This is a genomic window from Reyranella sp. GW821-FHT14A01, assembly GCF_058803965.1.
Genome location: NZ_JBXAPM010000015.1, coordinates 132272 through 154411, shown reverse-complemented (window position 1 = coordinate 154411; position 22140 = coordinate 132272). Strand labels below are relative to the sequence as shown.

At 66.4% G+C, this 22140-nt stretch carries 17 protein-coding genes; 10 read left to right on the top strand and 7 right to left on the bottom strand.

The window, feature by feature from the left end; genetic code table 11:
- Positions 1–125 precede the first annotated feature (125 nt).
- The 5 genes from AC1ROX_RS25190 to AC1ROX_RS25170 all read left to right on the top strand — a co-directional run bounded on the left by AC1ROX_RS25190 (position 126) and on the right by AC1ROX_RS25170 (position 6291).
- On the top strand, positions 126–1286 hold the full coding sequence (locus AC1ROX_RS25190; RefSeq protein WP_493130397.1) for an acyl-CoA dehydrogenase family protein: 1161 nt from the start codon (positions 126–128) through the stop codon (positions 1284–1286).
- A gap of 9 nt (positions 1287–1295) precedes the next feature.
- The gene (locus AC1ROX_RS25185; RefSeq protein WP_493130395.1) at positions 1296–2456 is read left to right on the top strand and encodes an acyl-CoA dehydrogenase family protein; all 1161 of its coding nucleotides are present in this window, start codon (positions 1296–1298) and stop codon (positions 2454–2456) included.
- Between the two features lie 142 nt (positions 2457–2598).
- A complete protein-coding gene (locus AC1ROX_RS25180) occupies positions 2599–3417 on the top strand; it encodes an enoyl-CoA hydratase/isomerase family protein (RefSeq protein WP_493130393.1) in 819 nt (272 codons plus the stop codon).
- A complete protein-coding gene (locus tag AC1ROX_RS25175; RefSeq protein WP_493130391.1) occupies positions 3417–5276 on the top strand; it encodes an acetyl/propionyl/methylcrotonyl-CoA carboxylase subunit alpha in 1860 nt (619 codons plus the stop codon). The genes AC1ROX_RS25180 and AC1ROX_RS25175 overlap by 1 nt, the downstream gene beginning before the upstream one ends.
- A 43-nt stretch (positions 5277–5319) precedes the next feature.
- A complete protein-coding gene (locus AC1ROX_RS25170) occupies positions 5320–6291 on the top strand; it encodes a Bug family tripartite tricarboxylate transporter substrate binding protein (protein ID WP_493130389.1) in 972 nt (323 codons plus the stop codon).
- Positions 6292–6421: 130 nt separating this feature from the next.
- Here the strand turns inward: AC1ROX_RS25170 and AC1ROX_RS25165 are convergent, their stop codons facing one another.
- Positions 6422–7804 carry an amidase gene (locus AC1ROX_RS25165; RefSeq protein ID WP_493130387.1) on the bottom strand — a complete coding sequence of 461 codons (1383 nt, stop codon included), beginning with the start codon at positions 7802–7804 and terminating at the stop codon, positions 6422–6424.
- A 137-nt stretch (positions 7805–7941) separates the two neighbouring features.
- Between AC1ROX_RS25165 and AC1ROX_RS25160 the strand changes: the two genes are divergently transcribed.
- Positions 7942–8796 (top strand): SDR family oxidoreductase, encoded by an 855-nt coding sequence (locus AC1ROX_RS25160; RefSeq protein ID WP_493130385.1) that lies wholly within the window; start codon positions 7942–7944, stop codon positions 8794–8796.
- 4 nt (positions 8797–8800) lie between these two features.
- Positions 8801–9520: an alpha/beta fold hydrolase gene (locus AC1ROX_RS25155; protein WP_493130383.1), complete on the top strand. Its 720-nt coding sequence runs from the start codon at positions 8801–8803 to the stop codon at positions 9518–9520.
- Positions 9521–9615: 95 nt separating this feature from the next.
- On the opposite strand, the gene AC1ROX_RS25150 is transcribed toward AC1ROX_RS25155, so the two are convergent.
- From AC1ROX_RS25150 to AC1ROX_RS25140, 3 genes are all read right to left on the bottom strand, one after another.
- Positions 9616–10470, bottom strand: coding sequence for a CmcJ/NvfI family oxidoreductase (locus AC1ROX_RS25150; protein WP_493130381.1), 855 nt, complete (start codon positions 10468–10470; stop codon positions 9616–9618).
- Between the two features lie 112 nt (positions 10471–10582).
- Complete coding sequence (locus AC1ROX_RS25145; RefSeq protein ID WP_493130379.1) at positions 10583–11758, bottom strand: iron-containing alcohol dehydrogenase; 1176 nt, start codon at positions 11756–11758, stop codon at positions 10583–10585.
- A gap of 11 nt (positions 11759–11769) precedes the next feature.
- Positions 11770–12513 carry a dienelactone hydrolase family protein gene (locus tag AC1ROX_RS25140; protein WP_493130377.1) on the bottom strand — a complete coding sequence of 248 codons (744 nt, stop codon included), beginning with the start codon at positions 12511–12513 and terminating at the stop codon, positions 11770–11772.
- Between the two features lie 74 nt (positions 12514–12587).
- Here AC1ROX_RS25140 and AC1ROX_RS25135 point away from each other — a divergent pair, with 74 nt between their 5' ends.
- Together AC1ROX_RS25135 and AC1ROX_RS25130 are read left to right on the top strand one after the other, a co-directional pair.
- The gene (locus AC1ROX_RS25135; RefSeq protein WP_493130375.1) at positions 12588–13793 is read left to right on the top strand and encodes a CaiB/BaiF CoA transferase family protein; all 1206 of its coding nucleotides are present in this window, start codon (positions 12588–12590) and stop codon (positions 13791–13793) included.
- A gap of 8 nt (positions 13794–13801) precedes the next feature.
- On the top strand, positions 13802–14659 hold the full coding sequence (locus AC1ROX_RS25130; RefSeq protein WP_493130373.1) for an SDR family oxidoreductase: 858 nt from the start codon (positions 13802–13804) through the stop codon (positions 14657–14659).
- Positions 14660–14775: 116 nt separating this feature from the next.
- On the opposite strand, the gene AC1ROX_RS25125 is transcribed toward AC1ROX_RS25130, so the two are convergent.
- Genes AC1ROX_RS25125 through AC1ROX_RS25115 form a run of 3 tightly spaced genes read right to left on the bottom strand, consistent with a single transcriptional unit; the run spans position 14776 to position 20281 of the window.
- Positions 14776–15876 carry an AI-2E family transporter gene (locus AC1ROX_RS25125; RefSeq protein WP_493130372.1) on the bottom strand — a complete coding sequence of 367 codons (1101 nt, stop codon included), beginning with the start codon at positions 15874–15876 and terminating at the stop codon, positions 14776–14778.
- 33 nt (positions 15877–15909) lie between these two features.
- Positions 15910–17091 carry an efflux RND transporter periplasmic adaptor subunit gene (locus tag AC1ROX_RS25120; RefSeq protein WP_493130370.1) on the bottom strand — a complete coding sequence of 394 codons (1182 nt, stop codon included), beginning with the start codon at positions 17089–17091 and terminating at the stop codon, positions 15910–15912.
- The gene (locus AC1ROX_RS25115) at positions 17081–20281 is read right to left on the bottom strand and encodes an efflux RND transporter permease subunit (protein ID WP_493130368.1); all 3201 of its coding nucleotides are present in this window, start codon (positions 20279–20281) and stop codon (positions 17081–17083) included. Before AC1ROX_RS25115 ends, AC1ROX_RS25120 begins: the two co-directional genes overlap by 11 nt.
- A 164-nt stretch (positions 20282–20445) precedes the next feature.
- Here AC1ROX_RS25115 and AC1ROX_RS25110 point away from each other — a divergent pair, with 164 nt between their 5' ends.
- Complete coding sequence (locus AC1ROX_RS25110) at positions 20446–22041, top strand: GMC family oxidoreductase (protein ID WP_493130366.1); 1596 nt, start codon at positions 20446–20448, stop codon at positions 22039–22041.
- The last annotated feature ends 99 nt before the right edge of the window (positions 22042–22140 follow it).

Genomic DNA, 22140 nt, shown 5'->3' with positions numbered 1-22140 from the left:
GCACCATTCGTGTCATCCCGAGCGCAGCGAGGGATCCTTAACAACGCCGCCCGACAAGGATCCCTCGCTGCGCTCGGGATGACACGGGAAATGGATCGCAAGACTGTGCGCAAGGAGTCGTCCAAATGAAATTCACCCCCGAGCATGAGGCATTGCGCCAGACCTGGAAGACGCTGATCGATCGCGAGATCAATCCCTATGTCGACCAGTGGGAGAAGGAGGGCCAGTTCCCGGCCCATGAGCTGTTCAAGAAGATGGGCGATGCCGGACTGCTGGGCGTCGACAAGCCCGTCGAATATGGCGGCTCCGGTCTCGATTTCTCCTACGCCATGGTCTGCGCCGAATCGCTGGGATGGGTGAACGGCGGCTCGATCCCGATGGCGACCGGTGTGCAGATCTCGATGGCGACCCCCGCCCTCGCCCGCTACGGCAGCGATGAGCTGCGCAAGGAGTTCCTGACGCCGTCGATCACTGGCGACTCCGTGGCCTGCCTTGGTGTCTCCGAAACAGGCGCCGGCTCGGACGTCGCTTCGATCAAGACCACGGCGCGCAGGGTCGGCGGCGACTGGGTGATCAACGGCGGGAAGATGTGGACAACCAACGGGGCGCAGGCCGACTGGATGTGCCTCCTCGCCAGCACCGACGACGGGCCCGCGCACAAGAACAAGTCGCTGATCGTCGTGCCGATGCAGACGAAGGGCATCGAGATCGTGAAGAAGCTCGACAAGCTCGGCATGCGCGCGTCGGACACGGTGCAGACCTTCTTCGACGAGGTGAAGGTGCCGGTGCGCTACACGATCGGCCAGCCGGGCATGGGCTTCACCTATCAGATGCAGCAGTTCCAGGAGGAGCGGCTGTGGGCCGGCGCCGGCTCGCTCAACACCTGCGAGCGGCTGATCAACGCCACCATCGACTACACACGCGAGCGCAAGGTCTTCGGCAAGCCGCTGCTCGACAACCAGGTGATCCATTTCCGCCTGGCCGAGCTCAAGAGCGAGGTCGAGGCGCTGCGCTCCATCGTCTATCGCGCCTGCGAGGATTATCTCGCCGGCAAGGACGTCACGATGCTGGCCTCGATGGGCAAGCTGAAGGCCGGCCGCCTGCGCCGCGAGGTCTCCGACTCCTGCCTGCAATACTGGGGCGGTGCCGGCTACCTCTGGGACAATCCCGTGGCCCGCGGCTATCGCGACGGCCGCCTCGGCTCGATCGGCGGCGGCGCCGACGAGGTCATGCTGCAGATCATTTCCAAGCTGATGGGCACCCTGCCCCGCTTGGGCAATCGCTAGGAGCCCGCCATGCAATTCACCCAGGAGCATGACGAGATCCGCCGCACTTTGCGGGCGATCATCGACCGGGACATCAATCCGCATGTCGACCAGTGGGAAGAGGATGGCATCTTCCCGGCCCACGAGGTCTTCAAGAAACTGGGGAATGCCGGCCTGCTCGGCATCAACAAGCCCACCGAATTCGGCGGCATGGGCCTCGACTATTCCTACGCCATGGTGATGGCGGAGGAGCTGGGCCACATCAATTGCGGCTCCGTGCCGATGGCCATCGGCGTGCAGACCGACATGGCGACCCCGGCGCTCGCGCGCCACGGCAGCGATGCGCTGCGCCAGGAATTCCTCGCGCCCTCGATCGCCGGCGACTATGTCGCCTGCCTTGGCGTCTCCGAGGTCGGTGCGGGCTCGGACGTCGCCTCGATCAAGACGACGGCCCGCAAGGTCGGCGGCGATTGGGTGATCAATGGCGGCAAGATGTGGACGACCAACGGCACCCAGGCCGACTGGATGTGCCTGCTGGCCAGCACCGGCGAGGGCCCGGTCCACAAGAACAAGTCGCTGATCTGCCTGCCGATGAAGACCAAGGGCGTGGAGGTCGTGAAGCAGCTCGACAAGCTCGGCATGCGCTCCTCCGACACCGCGCAGATCTTCCTCGACGAGGTGAAGGTGCCGGTGCGGAACCTGATCGGCCAGGAGGGCATGGGGTTCGTCTACCAGATGCAGCAGTTCCAGGAGGAGCGGCTGTGGGGCGCCATCAGCGCCGTGGTCGGCATGGAACGGCTGATCGACCAGACGATCGAGTACACGCGCGAGCGCAAGGTGTTCGGCCGGCCGTTGCTCGACAACCAGGTGATCCATTTCAAGCTGGCCGAGCTGCGCACCGAGATCGAGCTGGTGCGCTCGCTCTGCTACCGCGCCTGCGAGGACTATCTCGATGGGACGGACGTCACGATGCTGGCCTCGATGGCCAAGCTGAAGGCCGGCCGCATGATGCGCCTCGTCACCGACGGCTGCCTGCAATACTGGGGCGGCGCCGGCTACCTCTGGGAATCGCCGACCGCCCGCGCCTTCCGCGATTCCCGCCTCGCCTCGATCGGCGGCGGCGCCGACGAGGTGATGCTGCAGATCATTTCCAAGCACATGGGCACCTTGCCCCGTTTGGAAAATCGATAGTGCGCACCGTTGTCGCGACACCAACCATGTCATCCCGAGCGCAGCGAGGGACCTTTACTGCTTCAGCGCAAGGGTCCCTCGCTGCGCTCGGGATGACAATGGGTGGCGCGGCGTATGGCGTGCGCCATTTCAGGAGTTTGTGATGACTGAATTCGCCGACAAGTACGAAGCCCTCCTCCTCCGCCGTGAGCGGTCGCGTCTCTACGTCACCCTCAACCGGCCGGAGGTGAAGAACGCGCTGAACCCGACGCTGATCGGCGAACTGAAGTCGGTGTTCGCGATCCTGAAGGACCGTCGCGATATCAAGGTCGTGATCCTGCGCGGCGCCGGCGGCACCTTCTGCGCCGGTGCCGATCTGAAGAACATGGAGCAGAGCTTCACCGACACGCCGAAGCCCGGCGAGAAGGACCCGATCGCGGTCTGGAACCGCCAGTTCGGCGCCTTCCTCGAAATGGTGAACACCACGCCGCAGGTCGTCGTCGCGGCGGTCGAGGGCTACGCGATTGCCGGCGGCTTCGGCATCCTCTGCGTCTCCGACGTGGCGATCTGCACCGAGGGCGCGGGCTTCGCCATGAGCGAGACCGCCATCGGCATCGTGCCGGCCCAGATCGCGCCCTTCGTCGCCGAGCGCATCGGCGTGCCGCAGACCCGGCACCTCGCCCTCACGGCGGCGCGCTTCAAGGGCCCGGAAGCCCTGCGGCTCGGCATCGCCCACTATCTCGTGGCCGATTCTGCCGCCCTCGATGCCAAGCTCGAGGAAGTGCTGAAGCAGATCGACAAGTGCGCGCCGATCGCCAACGCACTGACCAAGCAGGTCGTGATGAAGGTCGGCAACGAGCCGCTGTCCGACGTGCTCGACTTCGCCGCCGACAAGTTCGCCGAGGCGCGTCGCGGCCCCGAGGCCGGCGAGGGCCTGCGCGCCTTCGCCGAGAAGCGGCCGCCGCGCTGGGCCGTCGAGTAATGAACTTCAGCAAGGTCCTGGTCGCCAACCGCGGCGAGATCGCCTGGAGGGTTATGCGCACCGCCAGGGCGATGGGCTATCGCACGGTCGCGGTCTATTCCGATGCCGACCGGGACGCCCCGCACGTCGCCTTCGCCGACGAGGCGGTGCGCATCGGACCACCGCCCGTGGGCGAGAGCTATCTCAGCATCGACCGCATCTTGGAGGCCGCACACAAGAGCGGCGCCGACGCGATCCATCCGGGCTATGGCTTCCGCTCGGAGAACGAGGCGTTCGCCACCGCCTGCGAGAAAGCCGGCCTCATCTTTATCGGTCCGCCGCCCGCCGCCATCGCCGCGATGGGCAACAAGGCGGCCGCCAAGCGGCGCATGATCGACGCCGGCGTGCCTTGCGTGCCGGGCTACCAGGGCGCCGACCAGAGCGACGCCAACCTCCAGGCCGAGGCGCGCAAGATCGGACTACCGGTCATGGTCAAAGCCGCCGCCGGCGGCGGTGGGCGCGGCATGCGCCTCGTGGAGACCGACGGCGACCTGCTGGAGGCGATCCGCACCGCACGCACCGAGGCCGAGAGCGCCTTCGGCTCCGGCGAACTGATCCTCGAAAAGGCCGTGGTCGATGCGCGGCATGTCGAGATCCAGGTCTTCGCCGACGCCCACGGCAACGTCATTCATCTCGGAGAGCGCGACTGCTCAGTGCAGCGTCGCCATCAGAAGGTGATCGAGGAAGCGCCCTCGCCCGCCGTCGACGCTGGCCTGCGCGACCGCATGGGCGCGGCGGCCGTCGCGGCGGCCCGCACCATCGGCTATCGCGGCGCCGGCACGGTCGAGTTCCTGCTGGGCGCCGACGGCGCCTTCTATTTCCTGGAGATGAACACCCGCCTGCAGGTCGAGCATCCGGTGACAGAGGCGATCACCGGCCTCGACCTCGTCGAATGGCAGCTGCGCGTCGCGCGCGGCGAGACGCTGCCGCTCCGCCAAGAACAGGTGACGTTCAATGGCCACGCGATCGAAGTCCGCCTCTACGCCGAGGATGCCTATGGCGGCTTCCTCCCACAGACCGGCCGCATCGACGCGTGGCGGCCGGCGACTGGCCCCGGCGTACGCATCGATCACGGCATGAAGGACGGGCTGGCGATCTCGCCCTACTACGATCCGATGATCGCCAAGGTGATCGCCCACGGCGCGACGCGCGAGGAAGCGCGGGTGCGCCTGGTGCGGGCGCTCGCCGAGACGGTCGTGCTGGGGCCGACGACCAACCGGCATTTCCTGATCCGCCTGCTGGAGCATCCCGACTTCGCGGCCGGCGAGGCCACGACGTCGTTCCTCGTGACGCACCAGTTCCCCGCCCCCGAGATCGGCGGAGCGCATTGGAGCGCCGCTGCCAATCTCCTGTGGCAGGCCTCGGCGCAAAAGTATCCCGCGTCGATGCGTGGCTGGCGTAACTCCAACCCCGAGCCGACGCCCATGCGCCTGGCCACTGGCGGCACCGAGCGCCTGATGCAGGTCCACAGCGCCGATCCGGTCGAGGTGCCGTTCCATATCGACGGCAACGACATCGTGGTCGACCTCGACGCGCTCACCGTCCGCTTCACCGACAAGACCTATGCGCCGCCCGAAACGGCGGCCGCCGGCAGCGATGGCAAGCTGCGCGCCCCGATGGACGGCCGCATCGTGTCGATCAAGGTGGCTCCGGGCGAGACGGTCACTCGCGGCCAGACGCTGATTGTGCTGGAAGCCATGAAGATCCAGCACCAGCTCAAGGCGGCACTCGACGCCAAGGTCGAGGGAATCTCCGTCCAGGAGGGCCAGCAGGTCTCCAACCGGACCGTGCTCGTGACGATGGAGCCCGCCGCAGGTTAACGCTAGGCTCCTCCCAACAAGAGAAGTTCAGGGAGGAATTGCCATGCTGCGTAGAGTTGCGCTCGCCTTGCTCGCGGTGGCCGCTGCCGGCCCCGCCTTCGGCCAGGCCTATCCCAACAAGCCGATCAACCTGATCGTGCCCTTCGCGGCCGGCGGGCCGACCGACGTCATGGCGCGCATCGTCGGCGAGCGCATGGGCAAGGAACTGGGCCAACAGTTCGTCATCGACAATGTCACCGGCGCGGCGGGCTCGATCGCCATGGGCAAGCTCGCCCGCGCCACGCCCGACGGCTACACGATCGGCATCGGCCATCTCGGCACCAACGTCGTGAACGGCGCGATCTACAAGAACCTGAACTACGACCTGATCAACGACCTCGAACCGATTGCCCTCCTCCCGTCCAACCCGCTGCTGGTCGTGACCTCGAACCAGGTGCCGGCCAAGGATCTCAAGGAGCTGGTCGCCTATCTCAAGGCCAATGCCGACAAGATCTCGGGCGGCACCGCGGGCCTGGGCTCGGGCTCGCATATCGGCGTGCTGGCCTTCTTCGCCGTCACCGGCACCAACTACCAGCTCGTGCCCTATCGCGGCACCGGTCCCGCCGTGCAGGACCTGATCGCCAACCAGATCCAGATCATGATCGACCAGTCCTCGAACTCGCTGCCGCACATCCGCGCCGGCAAGCTCAAGGTCTACGCCGTCACCGCCAAGCAGCGCACCGCCGCCGCGCCGGACATCCCGACGACCGCCGAAGCCGGCTTCCCCGGCATCGAGGTCGCGATCTGGCATGGACTGTGGGCGCCCAAGGGGACGCCGAAGGATATCATCGACAAGCTCAACGCCGCCGCCATCAAGGCCCTGCAGGACCCGGAGATCCGCCGCAAGCTCGAAGATCTCGGCCAGGACATTCCGACGCCCGAACAGATGAAGGCTGACGTGTTCGGCGCCTACCAGAAGGCCGAGTTCGCCAAATGGAAGCCGATCATCGACAAGGCCGGCGTGAAGGCGGAGTGACGACTGCCGAGCAAAGGTCCTTCGCTTCGCTCAGGATGACAATGTTGTTGAGATCAGCGCACTGCGCCAATGAAAAAGAAGGTGTCATCCTGAGCGAAGCGAAGGACCCTTCTCTTTCTTTCGGTCTCGCTCACGCGAAGCCCGGTGGCACCGGACAGCGAGGCAGGAGTTTTTCCAGCACCTTCGCGACGCCGAGCAGCTTGGCCTCGCCCCAGCGCTTGCCGGTGAGCTGCAGGCCGATCGGCAAGCCCTCCTTCGAGAAGCCGCACGGGAGCACGATCGACGGCTGGCCCGTCAGGTTCGCCAGGAAGTTGTAGGCGGTGCCCGCGAAGAAATACGGATGGTCGACACCGTCGACCTTGAGCGGCAGCTTCTGCGACTGGCGGAGGAAGGCCGCATCGGGCATCACCGGCATCAGCCAGGCGTCGTAATCGTCGAGGAAGGTCTCGCACTGGCGCGCGAGGCGGTCGCGGCGATCGAGCACGGCGAAGAACTGGGCCATGCTGAGCCGTGACGCTCGGGCGACCGACCGCTGGGTCGGATCGGGTGACTTGAGCTTGTCGAAATGGCGCTCGCGCTCGGTGAGCGGCTTGTCGTTCAGGATCATGTACTGGAACAGGTCCGCCCAGTCGTCCCAAGCCTGCTGCCAGTCCATGCCCTCGGGCTCGGCAGGCTTCACCTTGGCGCCGGCCTTCGACAAAAGCTTCGCGGTCGCCTCCACGACCGAAACCGTGTCGGCCGAGACCGGCACCAGCGGATTGCTGGTCAGGACGGCGATGCGCAGGCCCTTCGCCTCCAGCTTGGGCGTCGGTCCCAGGGGCATGGGCGCCGCCTCGGTCTCATAGCCGTCCGGCCCGGCGATGATGCGGAGCGCGGCCTCGAGATCGTCGACCGAGCGCGCCAGCGGGCCGAACGTGCCCATGTAACGGGTAGTCCTGGTCTGGCCGGGCAGGTCCGGCACATGGCCGCGCGCCGGTACGCGCCATTCGGTGGGCTTCAGCGAGAAGATGCCGTTGTAGTGCGCCGGATTGCGCACCGAGCCGCCGATGTCGCTGCCCAGTTCCAGCGGCGACAGGCGGGCTGCCACGGCGACGCCGCCCCCGCCGGTCGATCCGCCGGCGGTGCGATGCTCGTCCCAGGCATTCTTCGTGGTGCCAAAAATAGGGCTGTCCGTCTGAAAGTCTGCGCACAGTTCGGGCACATTGGTCTTGCCGAGGATCACTGCGCCTGCCGCGCGCAGCCGGGCCACGAGGCTCGCATCTTCGTTCGCGACATTGTCCTTTAGAGGGAGGTGGCTGGAGGTTGTCTTCAGGCCGGCGACGTCGAACGCTTCCTTGATGGTGATCGGCACGCCATGCAGCGGCCCCAGGGGCTTCTTCGCACTCCGCGCGCGATCGGCGGCCCGCGCGGCCTTTATCGCGCCGGCAGTGTCGACCAGTACGAGGGCATTGAGAGGCCCGTTGAGGTTCGCGATCCGCTCCAGATGCGCGGTCGTCGCCTCGACCGAACTCAACCGTCCGTTTCGTATGGCGCGTGCTAGGCGCGTCGCCGTTTCAAAGCACGGATTCATGCATGCCTCCCCTGAGCGTGGCGAGACTAGCCGCCCCAAACGAGCCCAGCTATAGAGCCCAAGGATTTCTTGGGGACGCCATGAGCTTGGGTAGCAAAACCCTGTTCGTGACCGGCGGCAGCCGCGGCATCGGACTGGCCATCGCGCTACGCGCGGCGCGCGACGGCGCCAACATCGCCATCGCCGCCAAGACGGTGAAGCCCGACCCGCGCCTGCCGGGCACGATCTTCACCGCGGCGGAGGAGATCGAGAAGGCCGGCGGCAAGGCGCTGCCGCTCGCCTGCGACATCCGCGACGAGCAGAGCGTCGACAAGGCGGTGGAAGAGACCGTCGCGAAGTTCGGTGGCATCGACATCCTGGTGAACAATGCCAGCGCCATCAGCCTGACCGGCACGCTCGCCACGCCGATGAAGCGTTACGACCTGATGCACCAGATCAATGCGCGCGGCACCTTCATGGTCTCGCAGAAGTGCATCCCGCATCTGCTGAAGGCCGCCAACCCGCATGTGCTGAACCTGTCGCCGCCGCTCGACTTCGACGTGAAGTGGTTCGCCAACCACGCCGCCTATACGCTGGCCAAGTACGGCATGTCTGTCTTCGCCTGGTCGATGGCGGCGGAGTTCAAGGATAAGGGTGTCGCCTTCAACTGCCTGTGGCCGCGCACGGCCATCGCCACCGCGGCGATCCAGAACATCCTGGGCGGCGACGAAGGCATGAAGCAGTGCCGCAAGCCCGAGATCATGGCCGATGCCGCTTATGCAATCTTCAACCGGCCGGCGCGCGACTGCACCGGCAACTTCTTCATCGACGACGAGGTCCTGGCGGCCGAAGGCATGACGAATTTCGACAAGTATGCGGTCTCACCGGGCACGCCGCTGATGCCCGACTTCTTCGTGCCCGCCCCCGGCGCGCGCACCGTCGTCGGAAAGGCCTAGGGCCGTGGCGACGTTCCTGCTGGTCCATGGCGCCTGCACCGGCGGCTGGTGCTGGGAGAAGGTCGCGCCTCTGCTCGAGGCGGCCGGCCACAAGGTCTGCGCGCCCGACCTGCCGGGCCTCGGCAAGGACCAGACGCCGCCGGCCAACGTCACGCTTGCCGACAATGTCGACAAGCTGGCGCGGCTCCTCGACAAGATGGAGGAGCAGGTCATCCTGGTCGGCCATTCGCTGGGCGGCGTGACAATCAGCCAGCTCGCCGAAGCACGGCGGCGCAAGATCAAGGCGCTGGTCTATCTCTGTGCCCTGCTGCCGACCTCGGGCAAGAGCGGCAAGGACATGACGGCGCTGGAGCCGGACGCCATGTTCCGGCTGTCGCGCCAGGTCAGCCCCGACGGCAAGACCTATACCTTCGCGCGCGACAAGCTGCCGAGCCTGTTCTACGCCGACGTCTCGCCGGAGGACCGCTACAAGGCGATGGAACGGCTTCGCCCGCAGCCGCTGGCCATCTCGACCACGCCAGTGACCTTGACCGAGGATCGCTTTGGCTCGGTGCCGCGCTGGTACATCGAGTGCATCCACGACAACGCCATCCGCATCGAGCTGCAGCGCCTGATGGCGAAGAAGACCCCGTGCAAGGTGCTGCGGCTGGAAAGCGGCCACTCGCCGTTCTTCAGCAATCCGGAAGAGCTGGTCGAGCACTTGGAGGCGATCGCGCAAAGTTAAGTGCGCAATTGGAACCGTGCGGGCTCTCGTGCCTTCGCGGCTTGTAGCCAAGCCGCTGTGAAGGCGCTGCCGCCCGCCGGCGCGTATGAACGCGCCTAATCAAAGAACGCAAATGCGCGCGCCTCGATGCTTTGCCGCGGCTTCGGGTTGGCCGGCGTCGTCGGATCGTCGAAGGCGGAATGCAGCGAGAAGCGCGACCGACCGTCCTTCATCGAATCGTAGCACTTGATCACGATCGCCTCGTCCCGCGTCAGCTTCGGGAAGTAGAACCAGCGGTGATCGGCGTTGTAGACACCCTGGTAGATCTCGCCGGTGCGGTCGGCATAGACGAGGTCGCAGACCGCGAGATCGCGCGGCGCCAGGCTCTCGGAATCGACGAGGCCCAGCGGCGTCATCTCGACCGGCTCGTGCGCGATGTTGCGCCAGACGTTGAATTCGGCGAAGCGCTTCCCGAGACGCTGCTCGGCCTCCTCGGGTGACAGCAGGTCGCGCACCCTCTGCGGTCCCGACTTCTCCGTGTAGTCGCAATGGACGCTGCGCACCGGTGTCCGCAGGCCGCGCTCGACGGCGCGATCGGCCGTACGGACGGTATGATCGAACACCACCACCTTCGACGCGCCGGTCTCGCGCTTGATCAGCGCCTCGACCTCGGCGTGGTACTTCGTGCGCACTTCCTCCTCGTCGTAGAAGTCGCGGACCTCGGTATCGTGGTGCGTCAGGATGAAGGCCTGGCGGTCGAGCGACAGATCACTCGCGATCGGACGGGCATCATGGATGCGCATCGTGAAGTCTCGGTAGTTGCCGTCGCGCCGCGGCACGCCGGTACCGTGCGGCGGATTGTAGGTGACCGGCTTGATGCTGAGATCGGCGAGGTAATTTATCGGCGCATCGACCCAGCCGGCCAGCGGCGGTCGTGCAACAGTGGATTCGGCAGTTCGGACGTCAACCATGGTTTCACCCGTGACTTTCGTTTGCTCCCTTTAGGTCGTGTGGCTTTAGCCGCTTAACACCCCTCGGGCTCACGAGAAGAATTCATGGGGTCATGTCGGGCCCCCTCATTCGTCAGGCCGCCAGTTCGAGGATCTCCATGACCTGCTCCGGACCCTTGATCGGCCGCGGATTGTTCAGCACCGCACGGTCGTGCATCGACTTCTCGGCGATCTCGCGAAAGCGGTCCTTGCCGACGCCGACTTCCGAGAGGCGTCCCGGCAGGCCGAGCGACTTCACCAGCCCTTCGACTAGGTCGCCGGCCGCCGCCTCGGGCTTGCCGAACGCCTCGCCCACCCGCTTCTGGCGCTCCGCATTGACCGGCAGGTTCCAGCGCAGCACCGAGGGCAGCATCACGCAGGAGGTATGGCCGTGCGGCACATGGCAGGCGGCCCCCAGCACGTGCCCGATCCCATGGCTCGCGCCCACGCCGACACCCGAAGTGCCGGCGCCGATCGACAGCCACATGCCGAACTGGAGGTCGAGCCGGGTCGCCATATCGTCCGGGTTCGCCTTGTGTGCGGGCAGCGCGCGGGCCAGCAGCTTCAGCGCCTCGGTGGAAGTCCCCAGCGCGAACGGATTGGCCTGCTGCGAGCACAGCCGCTCGACAGCATGGTCGACCGCCTTCAGGCCGGTCGAGAGCATCAGGTCCATCGGCGTCGCCAGGGTGGCCGCAGGGTCGAGCACGATGACCCGCGGCACGATCAGGCGATGTCCGAAGCTCTCCTTGATGCCCTTGCGTGGATCGGAGATGCCGGCGAAGGCGTTGAACTCGGCGGCCGACAGCGTGGTCGGCACGGCGATCATGCGGATCGCATCGGCCGGCGGCTTGATCGCCTCGGACGGCGGCGCCGCGCCTTCCTTGGGGCGGCCGGCGCGATAGGCGTCGAGCTGATCGACGTCCGTCACGTTCTGCCAGAGCGCGATCAGGATCGTCTTGGTGGCATCGATCACCGAGCCGCCGCCCACCGCCACGATCAGGTCGGCACCAGCCTTGCGCGCCATCTCCGCGCCCTCGACCACGCAGGGCCGCGGTGAATGCGCGGTGATGCCGGCATAGGTGCCGGCATGCAGGTCGCCGAGCCCGTCGATCACCGAGGCCAGCAGCGCGCTCTGCGCCACCGACTTCGAGGTGGTGATGAACACCTTCTTCGCGCCCAGCCGCTCGGCCTCGGCGCGCAATGCGGCGCCCGCCGGCTTGCCGTAGACCACGCGCTCGATGTCCTGATGTCCGTGGATGCCGCTCAGCATGTCGCCGTCTCCTAGCTCAAGTGCCGGCGGTAGAGCGCCAGCATGCGTTCATAGTGCTTCTCGCGGGCGGCTTCGTTCAGGTTGCCGCGGTCGGAGAAGGCGTAGCCGTGATGCGTGCCGGCTTCCGTCTCGGACCTCGACGGAAACGGTGCGGAGGCCAGCAGCTTCTCGAACTTGGCGACGTCCGACAGCGGCACGTAGGTATCGTGCTCGGCGAAGGCGTAATAGCCCTCGGCGGTGATGTCGCCCAGCATCAGGTGCGGCGAGTCCGGCTTGTCGGTGATCAGGCGCGTTCCGTAGTAGGACGCGAAGCAGCCGATACGGTCGGGATGCGCCGCCGCCGCGGCCGTGACGAAGGCGCCGCTCATGCAGTAGCCGACCAGCCCCACCTTGCCGGACTTGGCGTCGGGCAGGGTCGGCAGCACGTCGAGCACCGCGCCGGTATCGGCCGCGACCTTGGCGTTGGAGAGCGTCTCCATCAGGCCGAACATGCGCTTCAGGTTGGCCTCGGCGTCGGGATGGTTGCGCGTCGGGCCGCAGACGAATTCGCGGGTGCTGCGATAGTAGAGGTTGGGCAGCAGCACGAAGTAGCCGGACTGCGCAATCCGCCGGCAGATCTCGCGCAATCCCTCGCGCACGCCGGGGGCGTCCATCAGCATGATGACGACCGGCAACGCCCCGCCATCGTCGGGACGTACCGTGTAGGTGTTCATGGCGCCATCTTGCGTGGCGATATCCAGCTCGCGTTCGATCATGCCCGGACGGTACCGGGCCTCAGCCCCATGGTCTATAACCCCGCCTCCTGTCTCAATCCGAGGAGTGGAACGAAATGCCGGTCGCAAGCGGGGGCGCGCTCGAGGGCCTGAAAGTGATCGACCTGTCGCGCGTGCTGGGCGGTCCCTATTGCGGCCAGATGCTGGCCGACCACGGCGCCGACGTGATCAAGGTCGAGCCGCCGCAGGGCGACGAGACCCGCACCTGGGGCCCTCCGTTCGACGACGAGGGCATCTCGGCCTACTTCGCCGGCATCAACCGCAACAAGCGCACGATCGCCCTCGATCTCTCCAAGCCTGAGGGCCGCGAGGTCCTGCTGAAGCTGCTCGAGACGGCCGACGTGCTGATCGACAATTTCAAGACCGGCACGATGGAGAAGTGGGGCATCGGCTACCACGACGTGCTGGCCGCCAAGTTCCCGCGGCTGGTCCATGCCCGCGTCTCGGGCTTCGGCGCCGACGGGCCGCTGGGCGGCTTCCCCGGCTACGACGCCATGGTGCAGGCCTCGGCCGGCCTCGTCTCCGTCAACGGTTCGCCCGAGGGCGGCCAGGTGCGCATCGGCGTGCCGGTGGTCGATCTCTCGACCGGCATGAACGCCACGATCGGCATCATGATGGCGCTCTACGAGCGCAACCGCTCCGGCAAGGGCCAGTTCGTCGACGCGACGCTCTACGACAGCGCCATCGCACTGCACCAGCCGCATGCGCCGAACTATTTCATGGCGGGGCTTAAGCCGAAATTGGTCGGCAACAGCCATGCGAGCCTGGTGCCCTACTCCAACTTCCCGACCAAGACGCGCAACATCGTGGTCGGTGCCGGCAATGACGGGCAGTTCCGCAAGCTGACGAAGATGCTGGGCAAGCCGGAGCTGGCCGACGATCCGCGCTTCAAGACCAACAAGGAGCGCGTCGCCCATCGCGCCGAGCTCGAGACCGAGCTGCGCGAACTGCTGAAGGATCGCGACGCCAACGAATTCTCGCAGGAGCTGATGAAGGGCGGCGTGCCGTCGGCCGCCGTGCTCGACGTCTCCGACGTCATGGAGCATCCGCACACGAAGCATCGCGGCATGGTCTGGGAGAAGGACGGCTGGCGGAACGTCGGCAATCCCGTAAAGCTCTCGCGCACCCCGCCCGAGGCGCGCACCAAGCCCAAGAAGTTCGGCACCGACACCAAGGCCGTGCTGCAGGAGGCCGGCTATTCCGCGGCCGAGATCGACAAGCTCATCGCCTCCGGCGTCGCCCTCACCGAGATCAAGAAGTAGGAGTACCCATGTTCCAACCCGACCTGCTCAAGGGCAAGCGCATCCTCGTCACCGGCGGCGGCACCGGCCTCGGCCGCTCGATGGCGCATCGCTATCTCGAGCTGGGCGCCAACGTGATCATCTGCGGCCGCCGCGAGGAGGTGCTGAAGGAGACCGCCGCCGAACTCGCCAAGGAGACAGGCGGCGAGATCGAGACGGTGGGCTGCGACGTGCGCATCCCCGACGCCGTCGAGGAGATGATGGACAAGATCTGGGAGAAGCGGCCGCTCGACATCCTGGTGAACAATGCCGCCGGCCAGATCCTGGCGCAGACCCACAAGATGTCATCGCGCGCGATCGACGCGGTGCTGGGCATCGTCCTGCACGGCTCGGCCTATTGCACGGTCGCCGCCGGCCGCCGCTGGATCGATGCCGGCGAGCGCAACAAGGTGGTGATGTCGATCCTCACCGTCTCGTCGCTGACCGGCGCGCCCTTCACCGTGCCGTCGGCCATGGCCAAGGCCGGCGTGCTCGCCATGACCAAGAGCCTGGCCGTGGAATGGGGGCCAAAGGGTATCCGCACCTGCGCGATCGTGCCCGGCCCCTTCCCGACCGAAGGCGCCTGGAGCCGGCTGATGCCGAAGGAGCGCGGCGGCAACGACGACATGATCAAGGCCATCCCGATGCGCCGTACCGGTGATCATATCGAACTCGCCAACCTCGCCGCCTTCCTGGTGAGCGATGGCGCGGCCTACATCAACGGCGACGCAATCGTCATCGACGGCGGCAAGATGCTGCAGTCGGGTGGCGGCGGCGCCAACACATCGGCAATGCTCGACTGGACCGACGAGCAATGGGACGCCATTCGTCCGCCGAAGAAGAAGTAAGGGCTACTTGGAGCGTCATTGGAGCGCGCCACTGCGCGCGGAGTAACCTCCGCGCTGAAGTGGCGCAATCATGATCATGAGCGCAACTGGAGTTGCGCGCTCCAATGAGGGACTGATCAGGGCGACGGAGTCGGGAGGTCAACCTGCTCGACCTTCCGGCCGGCCGCGATCCAGGCGACCAGCAGGTCGTAGAAGACCGACAGCACCACCGGGCCCACGAACAGGCCGATCAGGCCGCCGGCCAGGGTGCCGCAGATGACGCCGGCCAGGATCACCGCCATCGGCGTCGCCAGGCCGCGCGCCATCAGGATCGGCCGCAGCACATTGTCGAGCAGCAGCAGCGGCGCGGTATAGACCGTGAACAGGCCGGCATGCAGCGCCGGCAGGTACATCCAGGCCCAGATGACCACCGGGATCATGACGATGTTGGGCCCGACCTGCACGATCGCCAGTACCAGGCAGACGAAGGTGATGGCGCCGGCGAAAGGCACGCCCGCCACCAGCATGCCGATGCCCAGCAGCGCCGACTGCAAAAGGGCGATGCCGATCACGCCCTGCGAGACGTTGCGGATGGTCGAGCCGGCGATCTCGAGGAAGTGTCGGCCGCGATTGTCCGCCGCCCGTGCCGCGAGGTCGCGCAAGGTGCCGGCGAGTTCGTCCGAATAGGCCAGCAGGATGCCCGCCACGATGATGGCGCCGGCGAATTGCAGCACCTCCAGGAAGACGCCCGTCGCAATCCGGCCGATCCAGCGGCCGGCCAGGGTGAGCTGGTCCATGTGGGCCGTCAGCATCGTGCGCAGGTCTTCCGATGCGTTCAGCCAGAAATCGTAGACGCGCCCGCCGACCATGGGCCAATCCCGCACCGATTCCGGCGGCGGTGGCACGACATGGCCGCCGCGCAGGAGCAGCCGCGCATAGTCTTCGAGGCTCTCGATGGCGGAGCCCGCCAGAATGACGACGGGCGTCAGCAGGAGTACCAGCAGCAGAAGGGACAGGAATGACGCCGCGAGGCCGTCGCGCACGTGCAGGCGACGACGAACCAGATTGAACAGCGGATAGACGGCGACCGACAGGATGACGGCCCACATCATCAGGGCTGCGATGGGCTGCAGGAGCAGCAGGCTCACATAGATGATGGCGGCGATCAGGCCGAGCCGAATCGCGAGGTCGATCGTGAACCGTGTGACCTCGGCCCTGCCCTTTTCCGTCTCGATCATCGCCGTCTCCGCCGCCCTCGTGGCGGAAGACGGTTATCGCACGGCGGCTGGCTTGGCGGTATCGATGACTCGGACGGCGTCGCCGTTGGACAAGCCGTCCGGCGGGCTGTCGATGACGCGATCCTGGGCAGTGAGGCCGCTACCGATCTCGACGATCTGGCCAAGGTCGCGCGCAATGGTGACCGGCTTCAGGACGACCTTGCTGTTGGCGTCGACGGTGGCGACCCTCAGGCCCTTCTGGTCGAAGATCAGAGAGCCCGACGGCACGGCCAGCGACTGCATGCTGGACGGCAATTCGATGCGGGTGTTGGCGAAGGCGCCCGGCATCAGTTCGCCGTTGGCATTGTCGACCACGACCTGCATGCGGGTCGTACCGGTCTGGGCATCGACCGAACGGGCCGACGCCTCGACCGTGCCGTTGTAGATCTTGCCGGGATATTCGGGGACCGTGATCTGCACGTTGCTGTTCAGCTTCACGGCCGGCACGTAATTCTGCGGGATGCTGACGTTGAGGCGGAGTTTCTTCACGTCGGAAATGACGAACAGCGCCAGGCCGGAACTCGACTCGGCGCCGATGAGCGCTCCGATATCGGTGTTGCGGGTCGTCACGATGCCGTCGAACGGCGAGATGATGCGCTTGAAGTCCGAGAGGACTTCGAGCCGGTCGACCGCAGCCTTCGCCGCCTTGCTCAGCGACTGCTTTACCAGCAGGTCGTTGGTCTTCTCGTCGACCGTCTGCTTCGACACGGTGTTGGCGCCACCCAGCTGCTGCCAGCGTCCGGCGGTCACGGTCGCCAGCTGCTCGGCCGCCTGGGCGCTGGCCAGCGAGGCCTTGGCCTGCAGGAGCTGCTGGTCGAGGTCGGGCGCCTCGATCTCGGCCAGGAGCTGGCCGGCTTTCACCGGCGCACCCATGTCGACGTAGTAGGCCTTCAGGAAGCCGCCGACGCGGGCATAGATGGGCGCGCGGGAATATGCTTCGAGCCGGCCCGGCAGGTCGAGCGAGGTCTTGTTCGCACCGGTCGTGGGGTTGATCACGCTGACTGTCGGCACGGCCTGGACGTCGGTCCAGTCCTTCAGCTTGGCTTCGCTGGCCTGGCGACTCCAGATGCCGTTGGCGACGACGGCGGCCAGGCCCAGCGCGGCGGCGATCCCGAATAACGCAAGGCCGCGACGGGAGCGCGGCTGGGAGGCGGCGGGAGGGTTTTCAGGCGACATGAGGCGCTCCGGGGACGGCGGCGGGCGCTTGGGGGGCCGCCTTGCCGTGTTTGCGATGGACGACGCTGAAGACCACGGGGACGAAGATCAACGTGGCTATCGTAGCAAAAATGAGGCCGCCGATGACCGCCCGGCCCAGCGGGGCGTTCTGCTCGCCGCCCTCGCCCATGCCCAGCGCCATCGGCGCCATGCCGATGATCATGGCCAGCGCCGTCATGACGACGGGCCGGAAGCGGACGAAGCCGGCATCGAGGGCGGCCGCCGTGGCGTCGCCCAGTTCGACCAGCCGTTCGCGGGCAAAGGAAATCACCAGCACGGAGTTGGCGGTCGCCACGCCCATGCACATGATCGCGCCGGTCAGGGCCGGCACCGAAGCCGTGGTGCCGGTGGCAAACAGCATCCACACGATGCCCGCCAGCGCAGCCGGCAGCGCGGTGATGATCACGAACGGATCGCTCCACGACTGGAAGTTCACGACGATCAGAAGGTAGATCAGCACGACCGCACCCAACAGGCCGAACAGCAGGCCGGAGAAGGCCGACTCCATCGTCTTCACCTGGCCCTGGACCTTGACCGAGCGGATGCGCGGCGACTGAAGCGGCGCCAGCTCGGCCACGACGGCACGGACGTCGGTGGCCACGGAACCAAGGTCCCTGCCTTGCACGGCGGCATAGATCTGCACCATGCCCTGAAGATCGTACTGCGAGACCACCGCGTTGGCGGTGTCGCGCCTGATGTCGGCGATGCCGCCCAGCACCTGGAGCTGCGAGGCCGCCGGCGCCATGATCGGCAGGTTGCTGAGCGAGGCCAGCGAATCCAGCCGGTACTGCGGCGTCTGCATGACGATGTTGTAGGTCACGCCATTGGCCGGATTGAGCCAGTAGGTAGGCGCCACCTGGCTGGAGCCCGCGAGATTGACGACCAGCGAGTTGGTGACGTCGCGCGTCGTCAGGCCGACGGTCTGCGCGCGCGAGCGGTCGATGTCGACGGCGAAGACCGGCGTGCCGCGCGACTGCTGGATGCGCGCGTCGACCACGCCGGGGATCTTGCGGATGCGTGCCAGCAGCTTGTTGGCATGCTCGAAGCCGGCGGTGAGATCGGAGGTCCGGACCTGCACGTCGATGGGCGACGGAGCGCCGAAGTTCAGGATCTGGCTGATGATGTCGGCCGGCAGGAACGAGAAGGTGAAGCCCGGGAACAGCTCGGGCAGCCGCTGCCGCAGCTCGGCCACGTACTCCTCGGTCGGCTTGTGCTCCGGTGTCAGCTTGATCTGGATGTCGCCGTCCTGCGGCCCGATCGTGCCGGTGTTGTTGTAGGCCATGTTGATGCCGCTGACCGGCATGCCGACATTGTCGGCCATCGTCGCGATCTGGTTGGACGGGATGATAGTGCGAATCGCCTTCTGGATCGCCACGAACTGATTGGCGGTCTCCTCGACCCTCGTGCCGATCGGTCCGCGCACATGCATCAGAATCTGGCCCGAATCGACGGACGGGAAGAAGTTGCGACCGAGGAACGGCACCAGGGCGAACGACCCCAGCACGAAGGCCATGAAGCAGACGATGAAAACCGGGCGATGGCGAAGCGCCAGGCCCAGCAGGTCGTGATAGACGGCGCGCAGCTTCTCGAACTGGGCCTCGAAGCCACGCTGGAACCGCACCAGCGGATTGCGCGAGCGCGGCGGTGCATGGCCTTCGGCATGCATGACATGCGGCTTCAGCAGGTAGTTCGCCATCGTCGGCACCAGCGTGCGCGACAGGATGAACGAGCAGACCATCGCGAACATCACCGACATGGCCATCGGCACGAACAGGAAGCGCGCGACACCCTCGAGGAAGAACATCGGCACGAACACGATGCAGATGCAAAGCAGCGACACGAAGGCCGGCGCCACGATCTGCTGGGCACCGTCCATGATGGAGGTTTCGACGTCCTTGCCCTGCTCCAGATGCCAGTTGATGTTCTCGATGGTGACGGTGGCGTCGTCGACCAGGATGCCGACGGCGAGTGCCAGGCCGCCCAGGGTCATGATGTTGAGGGTCTCGCCGAACGCCGCCAGCAGCGCGATCGAGCCCAGGATGGCCAGCGGGATCGAGATGGCGATGATCACCGTCGAGCGCCAGCTGCCGAGGAACAGCAGGATCATCAGGCTGGTCAGCACCGCGGCCAGCACCGCCTCGTGCGCCACGCCCGACACGGCGCCCTCGACGAAAATCGACTGGTCGCCCAGGATCTGCAGCGACACGTTTTCGGGCAGCGACTTCTTCAGGTCCGCCACGCGCTCCTTGATGCCCGAGATGATCGCGAGCGTCGAAGTGGCGCCGTTCTTCAGCACGGCCAGCAGGACGGATTTGCCGCCGTCGACATGCACGATGTTCTGCTGCGGCGGGTTGCCGTCGCGCACCTGCGCCACGTCGCGCAGGTAGACGACGGTGCCGTTGGCCGCGAACACCGGCAGGTCGGACAGGGCGTTGAAGTCGACCGGCGCGTTGTTGAGCTGGATCGCGTATTCGTGATTGCCGATCTTCTGGGTGCCGACCGGCGTCAGCAGGTTCTGGGCGGCCAGCGCATTGGCCACGTCGTTGGCCGACAGGCCGCGCGCCTGCATGGCCGCCGGGTCGAGGTCGATCTGGATCTGGCGGAACTTGCCGCCGAAGGGGAATGGAATGGCGGCGCCCGGTACCGTGACCAGCGGCGTGCGCACCGTGTTGATGGCGAGATCGAACACCGCCTGCTCGGAGATGCCCTTGCCGGCCAGAGCGAGCTGGATGATCGGGACGGTGGCGGCGTTGTAGTTCAGGATCAGCGGCGGCGTGATGTTGGGCGGCATCTGCTTCAGCACGGTCTGCGAGATCGCGGTGACCTGCGCGTTGGCGATGCTGATGTCGACGCCCGGCTGGAAGAAGACCTTCACGATGCCGATGCCGGTGTAGGACGTGCCTTCGATATGCTCGATGTCGTTGACGGTGGTGGTGAGCGAGCGCTGGAAGTTCAGCATCACGCGGCCCGACATCTGGTCGGGCGGCAGGCCGGTGTACTGCCAGACAACGGCGATGACGGGGATGCGGATTTCGGGGAAAATGTCGACCGGCGTCCGAAGGGCCGCAAGCGGCCCGACGATCAGGATAAGCAACGCCATTACGACGAACGTATAGGGACGCTTTAGGGCGACCCGGACCAAACTCAACATTCTGGCCGTACTTCCACTCGTGTGTGAGCCGCCCAGCTCCCCAGCTCCGGCAGCCGCCTATCGGAACATGTCGCTGCAAGCCTGTCGAGGCGAGATTGCCCCTGTCATCCGCATGGCGGTGCGCTACGCTTGCATGACAGAAAATGCACAAGGGATCAGGGGAAATGGCCGAGTACGATTACATCATCGTCGGGGCGGGTTCGGCAGGCGGCGCCCTGGCGGCACGGCTCACGGAAGTGCCCACCAACAAGGTGCTCCTGCTGGAGGCAGGTGCTGCCAGCCATCCCTACTCCCGCATGCCCCTGTCCTTCGGCCTGCTGATCGACAACCCGGCCGCCAACTGGCTCTACCAGTCCGAGCCGGAGCCCAACACGGCCAACCGCGCGATCCCGGTTCCTCGCGGAAAAGTGTTGGGCGGGTCGAGCTCGATCAACGGCCTGGTCTGGGTGCGCGGCCAGCCGCTCGACTTCGACACCTGGGCGCAGATGGGCTGCCGCGGCTGGAGCTGGCGCGACGTCGCCCCGCTCTTCACCCGCATGGAGAACTTCGTCGACGGCGACGGTTCGAACGGCCGCGGCACCGACGGGCCGCTCAAGGTCTCGACCGTGCCCGACCAGAACCCACTCTACGACGCGCTGTTCGCCGCCTCCAAGGCCGCCGGCTTCAAGACCAACCCGGACTACAACAGCGAGGATCAGGAAGGCGTCGTGAAGACGCAGACCTCCATCTACAAGGGCCGGCGCATGAGCGTGGCCCATTGCTACATCGAGCCGGCGATGAAGCGGCCCAACCTGCATGTCGTCACCCACGCCCACACGCTGCGCGTCCTGCTGGAGGGCAAGCGCTGCGTCGGCGTCGAGTACGAGAAGGACGGCAAGACGGTCCAGGCCAAGGCGAAGGAGACGATCCTGTCGGCCGGCGGCGTCGCCAGCCCGCAGATCCTCGAATTGTCCGGCATCGGCCAGCCGGAGCTCCTGAAGAAGCACGGCATCGAGGTGAAGCACGAGCTGAAGGCGGTCGGCGAGAATTTCCGCGACCACATCAATGCCCGCATCATCTGGCGCCTGAAGGTGGCCAACGTCTCCTACAACCACATGGCGCGCGGCCTCGGCGCCGTGACCCAGATGATGAAGTACCTCGCGACCGGCGGCGGCTTCATGAGCCTGCCCTCGGCGCCGCTGCTCGGCTTCCTGAAGACCCGGCCCGAGCTCGAGACGCCCGACGTGCAGATGCATCTCGTGCCCTACTCGATCAAGGACCCGAAGACCCGCAAGCTGCAGGACTTCCCGTCGATGACGATCGCCTGCTACCAGCTCCGCCCCGAGAGCCTGGGCTCGATCCACATCCGCTCGGCCGATCCCAAGGCCCATCCGTCGATCCGCTTCAACTTCCTGGCCGACAGGATCGACCAGGATGCGATGACCGCCGGCTTCCGCATGATGCGTCGCATCGTCGACGCCAAGCCGATGGACGCCTATCGCGACCAGGAATTCTCGCCCGGCCCGTCGGTGCAGTCCGACCAGGAGATCCTGACCTGGATCCGCAACAACTCGCAGACCGCCTATCACCCGATCGGCACCTGCCGCATGGGCCCCGAGGGCCAGAACACCGTGGTCGACGACAAGCTCAGGGTCCACGGCATCCAGGGCCTGCGCATCGCCGACGCCTCGATCTTCCCGACCATGCCGTCGGGCAACACCAATGCGCCCTCGATCATGGTCGGCGAGAAGATGGCTGACATCCTGAAGGGCGCGGCTTAGGCCGCCCCTATGCCGGCGAGCGATTTCCAGAAAGACAACCGGGAATCTTTCCTCTACGATCCGTCTCATCTACCTTTGGTTGAGCGCCCCAAAGGGGTC